The 10,697-nt window shown below is 54.5% G+C and carries 9 protein-coding genes; 1 reads left to right on the top strand and 8 read right to left on the bottom strand.

Annotated features, from left to right (window positions below):
* The 5 genes from RMSM_RS41695 to RMSM_RS01390 all read right to left on the bottom strand — a co-directional run.
* Nucleotides 1-1,426: PVC-type heme-binding CxxCH protein (locus tag RMSM_RS41695; RefSeq protein ID WP_173405103.1), on the bottom strand; the 1,426-nt coding region annotated here is incomplete at its 3' end.
* Nucleotides 1,341-2,192: an NPCBM/NEW2 domain-containing protein gene (locus tag RMSM_RS41690; RefSeq protein WP_008690420.1), complete on the bottom strand. Its 852-nt coding sequence runs from the start codon at nucleotides 2,190-2,192 to the stop codon at nucleotides 1,341-1,343. The genes RMSM_RS41695 and RMSM_RS41690, both read right to left, overlap by 86 nt.
* Nucleotides 2,193-2,238: 46 nt before the next feature.
* Nucleotides 2,239-3,168 (bottom strand): ThuA domain-containing protein, encoded by a 930-nt coding sequence (locus RMSM_RS01400; RefSeq protein ID WP_008690418.1) that lies wholly within the window; start codon nucleotides 3,166-3,168, stop codon nucleotides 2,239-2,241.
* A 277-nt stretch (nucleotides 3,169-3,445) separates the two neighbouring features.
* Complete coding sequence (locus RMSM_RS01395) at nucleotides 3,446-4,669, bottom strand: YiiX/YebB-like N1pC/P60 family cysteine hydrolase (protein WP_008690416.1); 1,224 nt, start codon at nucleotides 4,667-4,669, stop codon at nucleotides 3,446-3,448.
* A 93-nt stretch (nucleotides 4,670-4,762) separates the two neighbouring features.
* Nucleotides 4,763-6,796 (bottom strand): c-type cytochrome, encoded by a 2,034-nt coding sequence (locus RMSM_RS01390; RefSeq protein WP_008690415.1) that lies wholly within the window; start codon nucleotides 6,794-6,796, stop codon nucleotides 4,763-4,765.
* 588 nt (nucleotides 6,797-7,384) lie between these two features.
* On the opposite strand from RMSM_RS01390, the gene RMSM_RS01380 reads away from it, so the two are divergent.
* Nucleotides 7,385-7,957: a hypothetical protein gene (locus tag RMSM_RS01380; RefSeq protein ID WP_008690413.1), complete on the top strand. Its 573-nt coding sequence runs from the start codon at nucleotides 7,385-7,387 to the stop codon at nucleotides 7,955-7,957.
* A gap of 341 nt (nucleotides 7,958-8,298) precedes the next feature.
* Here RMSM_RS01380 and RMSM_RS01375 read toward each other — a convergent pair whose 3' ends face one another.
* The 3 genes from RMSM_RS01375 to RMSM_RS01365 all read right to left on the bottom strand — a co-directional run.
* Entirely contained in the window at nucleotides 8,299-8,904 is a 606-nt protein-coding gene (locus RMSM_RS01375; RefSeq protein ID WP_040763477.1) for a phosphoesterase, read from the bottom strand.
* 88 nt (nucleotides 8,905-8,992) lie between these two features.
* Entirely contained in the window at nucleotides 8,993-10,069 is a 1,077-nt protein-coding gene (gene queA / locus RMSM_RS01370; protein WP_008690409.1) for a tRNA preQ1(34) S-adenosylmethionine ribosyltransferase-isomerase QueA, read from the bottom strand.
* Nucleotides 10,070-10,217: 148 nt separating this feature from the next.
* Nucleotides 10,218-10,697 (bottom strand): Holliday junction DNA helicase RuvB C-terminal domain-containing protein (locus tag RMSM_RS01365; RefSeq protein WP_040763471.1); only part of this gene is annotated, 480 nt, incomplete at its 5' end.

The following is a 10,697-nucleotide window of genomic DNA, read 5'->3' as shown; positions in this document are numbered from 1 at the left end:
GGCCTTCTCGAGCCAACGGAAAAACAAAGACGTCTGCATCCGTATCCGATGCCAAGCCCAGGGCCTCGAGGTACCAACGGTCTTTCCCATCGTGCTGCAGTGCAAGCTCGGCCCACAACTCAGGCTTCTCAGCCGATTTACTATGACGCAGCGACACAAGCAGTTCACGACGGACTTGGGGCGAATCGTCTCTGATTAACGGCCGCACGTACTCACTGGTATCAAGCTCTAATTGACGAGCTAAACGCACCCCGACAATCCGAATGTTGGGATCATCATCCGCGATCGCCTCGCCCACCGTTTTCTTACCACGCCCCTCGATCTTGCCGAGCAACCAATACGCGCGAGCGCGGAGGATTGGATCGTCCGACGACGCAAGTTTCGCGAGCGCCGACTCGGCATCCGCTCCTTGCTCGTGCAGCGATTGCCAGGCCATCGCGCGAACGGAGTAATTCGGATTCTTCAGTGCCTCGATCGCTCCATCAATGGTCGAGAAATCGAACTTGGGTGTCTGATATTTGCCGTCGTGATCGCTTGGCACGATGCGGAACAAGCGACCTCGATCGAGATCCCCCATCCCGTGTCCTCCAACGCCGGGGTCGTACCAATCGGCAATGATCAGCGATCCATCAGGAGCTACCTTCACATCGGACGGACGAAACCATTTGTCACGAGTTCCGGTCAAGACATTGCGGATCTCTGCCTGATAACCGGCGCCGTCGTCTTCCAATAGGTAACCGCGGCAAACATTGGGCCCCGCATCACAATGGATTAAGTCGCCACGAAACATCGGCAACAGATCGCCTTCGTAAACGGTGATCCCTGTGGGCGATCCGGCTCCGGTTAGCAGCAGATTGGGAACAACGCCTGGATCGTTTAAGTGCCAATGTTGTTCGGGAATATGGGGGCTCATTCCCGTGCGAGGCGAGCGCCATCCGGCACCGGTCTTTTCGTCTTTGTAACCGTAGTTACCGAACTCCATCACGTAATTGATTCGTACGCCTTTGTTGCCATCGTCATCGTTATCGGATTGCCAAATCGATCCGTAAGAGTCGACGGTGACCATCCAATTGTTGCGAAAGTTCCAGCCCAGCGTTTCAAAATCACTGCCATCCAGATTGCAACGAAACACCATTCCCTCTTGATAGGGCTGCCGTTTCGCAGCCACTTCGTTTCCGGCGGCATCAATGATCGGATTGCCGTTTTTGTCTTTGATTTGGTGCCCCGCATTGCCGAAGTTGAAGTACAACTTTCCATCAGGACCGAACGTGAACGCGTGGATGCCATGGTCATGTTGGGTTCCGGAGATCCCGCTGAACAAAACTTCCTTACTGTCGGGTTTATCGTCGCCGTTGGCATCGGTAAAACAAAAAGACTTTGTCGCCTGCCGAAACAATGACTTTATCGCCCAGCACACAAACGCCATGGGGCGAATCGATATCGGTGCCTTGGTAGAACACCGTTTCTTTGTCCGCTTGGCCGTCGCCATCGGAATCTTCGAGGATCAAGATCCGATCTCCGTCGGCACGTTTTCCTTTGTGGCGACGATAGTTGACGATTTCGCAAACCCAGACGCGGCCGCGATGGTCGATGTCGATGTTCGATGGGCTCAACAGTTGTGGTTCAGCCGCGAACAATGTGGCGGCTAAATCATCACCGACATCCAAACCGCCGAGTGCTTCGGTCGCTTCATGCGATCCTGCGTCGCTTACCCGCTTGGTCGGCAGCGAAGGCTTGGCGGTATAAACAAGAAATTCGACTTCCGCACCGTCGCCTCCACTCTGGTCGGTTCCACCATTGTCGAGTCCGCCGGTGGCAACAAAGCGGTCATAGCCCTCCGGCAACTCAAACGCGATCAGCGAATTCGCGTGTGTGCCAATCCCGTAGGCGACCGCATTACCAGCGATCTTCAGAGGACCACCGCCAGCATTTTTATTGACGCGGACCTTGCCCCACTGAGACGACGCGTCAATCCATTTGATCTCGGTTAATTTCTTTTCCCCTTTGGGACCGACCAAGCGAGGCTCGGCCCAATCAGCCCAGTCACATGAGAAACCGTTTCCCGCATCCGAAACGACGAGGTACAGCTGCTTTGCGTTGCCGAGTGGCACATCGATGGAAACGGTATGCCCCGGAGTTCGTTTCGAAACCGACTTGCTTTTAAAGATCGGCTTTACTGCACTGTTTTTCACCGATTCAGATTGTGATCGCTTGATCGCAATCGGCCTTACTGGCTTGTCAGTCTTTTTTTTTAGCTTTAGCCGCGGGCTTGGGCTCGTCTTGGTTCGCTTCGAGTTCGTCTTGCGATGGGTTGCCGGTCGTAACACCGCTGGAGGGCACTTCGCCGTGTGCCGTCCAGACGATTGCATTGAGCATCACTTTGCGAAAGTTCTCGTCACCCCAATTCCAGTGAAAATGACCTCCGGTGAAACCGAAGCCGCGGCCACCTCCGTCACGCTCGGCGGCCCACGCCATGTGCTGGACTTCCTTGTTGGCAACGGCTTTGCGAACTGCGGGGTTGCCGCTGTGCGGACCGTCGGGGCGGCGGAGTGTGTCCTCGGGTGGCAGCGCCGACAAAATCGGTGTGACGCCTTTCATGCCGTCACGAAATCGCATGTGATAGTACCACTCGTCATTGATCGCAAACGGTTTGACACCTCGGCTGATCGGGTGATCCGGGAACGAGTCGTACTTTGCTACCCAATGAGGATTAACGGACCAGCCTGCTTCGAAATAGCCACCGATCCAATCCAAGAACGCGTCTCCGGTTTTGCCGGCGGGCGTTTCAACTCCGTAGTGAACACAAACCAAGCCGACGCCTTTGTCCATCAACGGGTCGAGCTCGTCGATGTGTGGGTTTAACAAGTGACGTTTACCACCATCGCAATAGACGACGATCGTATCGGCTCCCTCAAGTGCTTTGACGCCTTCACTGGGCCAACCATGCTTGATGACTTCAACATCAAAATTTGGCATCGCCTCTTTGAGTGTGTTGGCCAGCAGCAGAGATCCCGCGTAGTGCTCGTGTGCCCCGTAGCCATGGCTAGGCGGACCAGAAATAAAGACGACCTTTTTCCGATCGGACGGATTCTCGTCGGATTCAGCGTGAACTTGGCTCAAGGGCAGCAGCAAGCTGGTCAAGAAACAGATCAGGCTCAGCATTCGCATGAGAAGTACCTATCAGAGGGTGAGAGAGTTAGGACGAGGAGGGCAGGAAAACCCGGTGTGAACATGCTCGACATTTGCCGGCCACTTGTTCGTCATGGGAATTTCAGCTGTCCCAAAAACGTCAGGCGTTTGCAAGTTCGGTCACATACCGAGCGGAAGGCGGGAAAAAAAGTACGCCTAGAAAGAGTAATCGATCGGAAATCGCCGGTCAACTTTCCCACACCCCAGGGCGAGCAACAGGCAAATCGGGCCCATTGTCTCAACCGGGCCCAATAATTCAACGCAGCGATTTCGCCATCGTGTTTCGCAATATCTCGCACATCGCATCGTCGGCCTGAAGTTGTTCGCCGTGACGCGGGCAAAAAACCGAGACCGGATGGAAGTATCTTCGCTGGATTGCCAGCGACAACAGATCTTCGGCCGACAACGTTTGCCGCCCGGCTCGCTTGGTCAAGGTAAACACAATGTCGCCCATCCCTTCAAATGCTCGGTACACGACTTCGGTACAAACCAAACGGTCCGACCGGGTAAAGTCAAAATCGAAATCATAGGGTTTGCCCAGATGAGTCTTCGCTCGCTCGATTCCTTTGGCAATGACCGCCGGATCGAGCTGAGGCCGAATGACCGCGACAGCATCATTGCCAAACGGCGAAATCATCGATCGCACACGCACGCCGTCCTTAAGCGACTCGATCACTTGGTCTTCACCGATATAAAACGCGGCGTGAGGCCAATATCCAGGCAAGAAATAATTTGTCAGTGCGGTGTCTTTGCGAGTAACGAAGATGTCGCCGGGACGCAGTAACGTCGACAACTCGGCCGCGATCGACGCGGGTAATTGAGGAACATGGCTCGGATTCGTGCTAATCGCACTGACGGCGAGCGAGCCCCACTGCTGCACGGTGTAAATCAGTTGTCGCAGACTGCCAGCCAATATGCGTTCGCGGAAATCACGCCGACGCTCGACAATTCGTGAGCGTATGTATTGTCCGGGCCCGACCTGCACTCGCTGCAAACGGGTGTCAATCACGCTTTGCACTTCCTGCAGCGACGGGTGTCCGGCAGCCGTCTCGGCAAGCGAATCGTGATGGTTGGCATAAAACTGATTCGCTCGGTTTAACTGGGTTGCATTGGACGGCGACGTCAACGTCAATTGAATCGCATCAAAGCTGCCCGCTGGGATCCCGTAGGCATCATACGACTCATTTAGTTTGCGACGCACGAGTGCATTGTTTGCGAAAAGGTCTCGCAAACATCGAGCGGCATCCACCAGCACGACGGCAGCGGCGTAGGCGCATAAGAATTCGCCAGGATGATCCTCGACGTCTCTACCCACCGATTGGCGAGTCGATTGAATCAATTCCAATAGTGCATTGCGGGCCTTGTGATAGGACACCCACAAATGTGTTACCAGATCATCCTCGCTGGGCGTGAAGTATCCACGACAAAGCGTTGTGCATGTCTGTTGAAATTGAACCGCTTCGCCTCGTAGTCGCGTCATGTGCTGGGACAAATGAACGACAGTTTGGCAAGCGGCTTGGAGATCGGAATGTTGCATCACCGCATTTTAGCCGATCGAAGACCTCCGGCTCTATCACAGAGTCTTTAAATATTCGATTAAATCCGCCGCTTCTTGTTCGGTAAGCTTCGCTTCGCCGTTGACCTTTTCAGGGCTGTGCAAATCAGTGACGACTCGCTCGAGCGTTTTGGCGCGGCCGCTGTGCAACCAACGTGCTTTTCGGTAGGTGCCTCGCAGCGACGGCGTGTTGTAGTCTTCGTAAAAATCGTCCTTGGAATTGAGGCCAACATCGTGAATTTCGTTATCGGTTAGCTCGGGACCATGATGACAATCGACGCAGGCCGCTTTGGAGCTAAGAAAGACTTGGCGTCCACGAGCGGCCGATTCGGACAATTTGCCGTCAGGCCCCCGGTACGGATTAGGCGGCAATTCGAGCGAAGCGAGGTAGGCACGCACTGCCGTGGTCTCGCTCGCCGACGGAGCTTTGCCAATCATCGTGGACGTAAAGGATTTGGTGATCGAATCATCCAAGCTCTGCTGCCAACCGTGCCACGTATACGGCTTTGTCTTCTCGACGTCAAACAGCGGCAACACGGTTTTCACGGTCAACTCGGTGCCATCGTTCATCGTGTCCATCGGGCGGGCATTCGAACCGCCGTCTTGATGACACGAATGACAGCTATACCACTGGTCCAAGCTTCGTGTCGCGTCATGAAAGATCGCCATTCCTTGACGAGCAAGTGACATCGAATCAGGGCCTCCCAGATCAATTTCGTGCAGCAATTCCCGCTTCACCAGATCAACCACTTGCACTGAGTTGTTGAGGTAATTCGCAATGTAGGCTGTGCGATCATCTTCGGCGATTTCAATTCCGAGCGGACGTCCCCCAAGCGGAATTCGGTCGAACCGTTTCCGATCATACTGCAATTCACGTTCGATCAAATCGCCTGGGCCACCGGCACCAATAAAGGGTAAATCGGGCAGTCGATAGAACAGCAATTCGTGGGTGCCGCCTGCCGTGACGACCATTTGTTTCTCGTCGGACGTGATCGCCATTCCATAGGGATCGCCAATCGCCAATTCAGGCACATCCAACGAAATCGCCTCGCGATAGGCAGGACCATCCAGCCGAACTCGCCCAATCCGGCTGGCCAGCACCCAGCCACGTTTGATGTTCCCGATCGTGATCGGATTCGAACGATAGACCATCCAGGGAAAATAGACTTGGCTGCCGTCCCGCGACGCAACCATGTGTCCAAGGTTGATGCCGCCGACAAGAGGCTCTTCGTAAAGAAGTTCGAACGACGTCGTGTCAATGACGACAATATTACCGTCGCCGCTACAGCCGACCGCCAACCGTTTTCCATCGGGCGAAATCGCTAGGTGCTTTGGCCAATGGCCCACATCCACACGACGCGAAATTTTGTTCTCGACCAAGTCGACTTCGACCACTTCCCCCGATGCGACGAGCCCAACGTAGGCGCGCGAAGCGTCCGGGGACAACGCGACCCCCGAGGGCTCGAATCCAAGTCGAATTCGTGTTATTTCGCTTATTTCTGCCGATCGCCGGGCGGTACCCTCGGACGACTTGGAGGCCACCGGCTTGCTTGATTCCCGAGTGTCCAGCGGAAAAGGATTAGAAACGAGCTGATAGACCACCAATTCGCCGGACCACGCACAACTGACAACAAAACGGTCACCGTCATTGGCGAAAACGACGTCAGTGGGATGATCGCCGCAGACGACTTCGTCCACGACCGTACGAGATTTGGTCGACACTAGCGAAATCGAATCCGAGGTCTGATTGACCGTCACAACCCAATGGCCCGCAGGCCACGTCCCTGATGAATTAATCGCGACATCAACGGGAGAGCGGTCCGTCTGGGGATCGATGGCCGTATTTTCCGCGGACAATCGAGCTGAACTGCCCGATTGTTTAAGATTCGCTGACGTGTCAGCCCACACCGGAACCGGGGCAAAGAACCACAAAAAAGCAAGGAAACCGACTCGAATTTGCAAATCCATGGACTTTGCCTTTAGCTCTGAGATATTGGCAACGCGGCACGTCGCCACACGCTGCAAGCCATTTTTCGCTGATGTTTTTGCCACCGCTAGATCCTAATCTTGCTGAATTGATCGAATTCGGTTCGCCCATCTTATCCATTCGAGAATGCCGGCATGAGCGCGGCAACACCGAGTGGACCGTCTAGATTGATACTGCGAGTATGAGTCTAGTGGAACTAGCCAGATGTCCCTAAGCAAATTCGTGCCAGGGATTTCTGGCGAAATCCACTACTAATTGTCAGGGATTTCTGGCGAAATCCACTACATCAATAATTGGAATTTGACGATGCACGTGGGATGTTTCCGTCCGCTATAATAACGCCTCGCCCGCAATTCAGTGATGCCTGAACCGTTGCCTAAGCGGAGTCCAACTCGTAGCATGCGAGAGTCGCCCACCTATTCCCACCATGCAAAACAAAATTTGACGCATCGCCCCAACGAGTCCTTGGAGACAAATTTTGGACGACAATCCAAAAAAGGTGGCGGATGAACCACCCCAACCGTCATTGCTTGGACAGTAGTACGAGATGACAACAATTTTTCAGACGATTCAATCTGCTTAAGATTTTGAGACTGTTGACTCCATGCCGAGTGAGCATGGCGACAATGCCCCCCTTTTGACGAGGATATAGAATGAAGAACTTTTTAGTGCTCGGTTTGGCTTTGGCTCTTGTCAGTGCGACCACCGCGATGGCTGAAAAGCCAAGTGACGTGAAGAGCGGTTTGCAACCAGGGGAAAAGGTAGGTCCCTTCTACGTCACCAAATGTGCCGGTGCCGAAGACGACGGTGTCGATGAAGGCAAAAACCTATGCTACCGTTGCCGTAACGGATCAAAGCCCCAAGTCATGGTTTTCACTCGCAGCAGCGACGCCAAGGTCGCTGAGTTGGTTAAGAAACTTGACGAAGCAGTGAAATCGAACGAAGAATCCAAACTTCGCGTTTTTGTCAACGTTCTAAACGAAGACAAAGACGATGCGTCGGATATCGCCAAGAAGTTTGTTTCGACCACCAGCGTCAAGAACATCCCATTTGTTGTTCCCAACGAAAACGCAAACGGTCCTGACAACTACGGCATCAATCCCAAAGCCGACGTCACCATTGTGATGGCCAACGAAGGCAACGTGAAAGCGAATTACGCTGTCGGTAACGCCAAGAAGCTAAACGTTGACGCCGTCATCGCAGACCTCAGCAAGATTCTTGATTAAGAATTTTTTGGCTCGGTAGTGATCTAAGACAGAACGACGACGGTGAGTGCCGTCGTCGTTTTTTTGTGGCTAGTCCAAGGCACTGCACATGAACTCCCGTCGCTGCAAAACGTAGCCTAGGCTTCCAGCCTGGGGACTTCATCGAACCCATGCTGGAAGCCTAGGCTACCGATTCGCAAGGAGTCGTCAATGGATCCGAACAGACGACCGGGGCGCTGCCCCTATCTACAAACGCCCAATTTCAAAACTTGCGTATTTGGGTTACGAAAGATGCTTCGCAGCGCTGCGTCAAACAGCCAATACACCGGAAGCCTACCGGCATCTACCGGAAGCCTACCGGCTTAGTAGAGCGCTTTGATCGCTAGTTGGCTCCAGGTTTCCAATTGCTCGATATCAGATTTCAGCTCTTCGATGCTGACGAAACCACCTTCGGCTAGATCCGCTTCGTTGCTTTGCACTTCGGGAGATTCCAAGACAAATCGATGCACCACCCCCAGGTGGACTTTGCCCACTTCGTTCGACGGATCGTAAATCAAACCTTCTTGCGTTTCTTTGTACTCAGAGCGAAGCTGAATCTCTTCTTCGATTTCACGGTGCATCCCGGTCGTGTAGGGATTGGCTCCGTCGGCGGCATCTTCGCGGCTAATATGGCCGCCGATCCCAACGCTGCGTTTGGCATGCAAACGCTTTTCTCCGCCACCGCCACCACGAGTGTAGGTGAACAATTTCTTCGTCCCGTCGCTGTCGGCCCATTCCAGCAAGACATAGGGAATCAACTGCTTGAAACTGGGGTCCGTTTCCATCGGCGTGCGGGGCTGGAACGACAATTGGTCGCTGGCGAGAATCGGATTCAAGAAACGATCGACGTCGGATTCAAAACCATCAATCACGCCGATGGATGCAATCACCGACTCGGGGATCACCAGGATGTGTTCTTCGGTAGACATAGAAAAGCGGGTCGCAATAAGCGGATAAAAATCAGTCGGTGGCGGAACAACAGCGATCGTCGTTCGCAGAGTTGAAATCATTAGCGATCTAGACGATCAGCATCGCGTCGCCATAGCTGAAGAAGCGATATTCATTTTCAATCGCGTTTTGATACGCTTCCATAATCAGTTCGCGTCCGGCAAACGCGCTGACCAAAACCAACAGACTGCTGCGAGGCAGATGAAAGTTGGTCATCAGCGCGTCGACGACTTTGAATTGATACGGCGGCTTGATGAACAAGTCCGTCGCCCCGGTCCATGGCTCGAGTTGTCCTTCGGCGTTTTGTGCTGCACTTTCAAGCACGCGGACGCTGGTTGTGCCGACGGCGATACAGCGGCCGTGGGCGCGGCGGGCGCGAATTGTCTCGGCCGTCGCCGCATCGATTTGGCCCCACTCGCTGTGCATCGTGTGTTCGTCCAACCGATCGACGGCGATCGGACGAAACGTACCAATCCCGACGTGCAACGTGACTTCTTGGATGTCCGTGCCGCCGGTGCGGATGTACTCGAGCAGCTTGTCGGTGAAGTGCAATCCGGCTGTCGGCGCCGCGACACTGCCGCGATGTTCGGCAAAAACGGTTTGATAATTTTTCACATCAGCATCGACCATCTGGCCATCGCGGATGTAGGGCGGCAGCGGGATCCGGCCGTAGCGTTCGAGCCAATCGGCCGGTTCGCGAGGCCACTCGGATTCGTCACGCCCGGGCAATCGAGGGGTCACCAACAAGTGCCCATCGTCGGTCCGCGAGACGACGACCAACTGCATACTGGGACGACCTTCGCGGTCTTTGATCGTGATCGCTTCGCCCGGCCGGAGCGTGCCACGCGTTTTGGTCAGCACTTCCCAAACCCCGGTCGCCGCGTCGGCACGCAAAAACAGCCCTTGCCACTGGCCGCTCGTTTCGGCGCGATAACCAACCAATTTTGCGGGAATTACCCGCGTGTTGTTGAGCACCAATGTGTCATCGGCTTTTAGCAACTCGGGCAGATCGCGGACATAGTGATGGTCAATCGTCCCCGCTTTGCGGTCCACCAACATCAATCGCGCATCGCTGCGAGTCGCCAACGGTTCTTGGGCAATTCGCTCGCGAGGCAGGTCGTAGTCGTATTGTTCAATATCGCTCATCGCGGACAGTGTAGTTTTACTCGAGCGTGCGCGGCAGCCCCCAAGTGTTTTTGAAAAAGAGGGGGAGGGCGAAAACGGCTGCCGAAACTCTTGGCGAGTTTCGCTACGGAAAAACGCGAGTTTGGTGACGAGTGCGGGTTTGTAACCGCTAGGCACTGGCGTCTGGGCGTTTGACCTTCATATGCTCGAACGCTTTGTGAGTCGCCATCCGGCCGCGACGTGTTCGCACGATCATCTCGGTACGCAACAGGAACGGTTCGACTTCGTCTTCGAGCGTGTCGCTGCTGACGTTCATCGTGTGGGCAATCGCCTCCAGTCCCGCCGGGCCTCCTAAAAAGACCCGCATCAACGTATCGAGGTAACCGCGGTCCTGTTTATCCAGTCCCAATGTGTCGATCCCGATCATATCGAGCGCCGCTGCGGTGACCGCCGAATCCACTTTCCCGTTGGCTTTGCTTTGAGCGTAATCACGCACCCACAGCAAGCGATTGTTCGCCAACCGCGGAGTGCTGCGGCTTCGTGCGGCGATCACGCCAGCCGAACCATCGTCGATGGCGATCTTCAGCTTATTCGAATTGCGTTGCACGATCTCGCATAACTCCGATTGGTTGTACCAACCGAGATGCTC

This window comes from Rhodopirellula maiorica SM1 (assembly GCF_000346295.1).
Taxonomy (GTDB): domain Bacteria; phylum Planctomycetota; class Planctomycetia; order Pirellulales; family Pirellulaceae; genus Novipirellula; species Novipirellula maiorica.
Note: the sequence above shows the minus strand (reverse complement) of the source record. Positions and strands in the feature narration are given on the sequence as shown.

Excerpts from the sequence above, each read along its gene's own strand:
- RMSM_RS01400 (WP_008690418.1), bottom strand. The coding sequence starts at position 3,168 with ATGCGAATGCTGAGCCTGATCTGTTTCTTGACCAGCTTGCTGCTGCCC.
- RMSM_RS01395 (WP_008690416.1), bottom strand. The coding sequence starts at position 4,669 with ATGACGCGACTACGAGGCGAAGCGGTTCAATTTCAACAGACATGCACA.
- RMSM_RS01380 (WP_008690413.1), top strand. The coding sequence starts at position 7,385 with ATGAAGAACTTTTTAGTGCTCGGTTTGGCTTTGGCTCTTGTCAGTGCG.
- RMSM_RS01375 (WP_040763477.1), bottom strand. The coding sequence starts at position 8,904 with ATGTCTACCGAAGAACACATCCTGGTGATCCCCGAGTCGGTGATTGCA.
- queA (WP_008690409.1), bottom strand. The coding sequence starts at position 10,069 with ATGAGCGATATTGAACAATACGACTACGACCTGCCTCGCGAGCGAATT.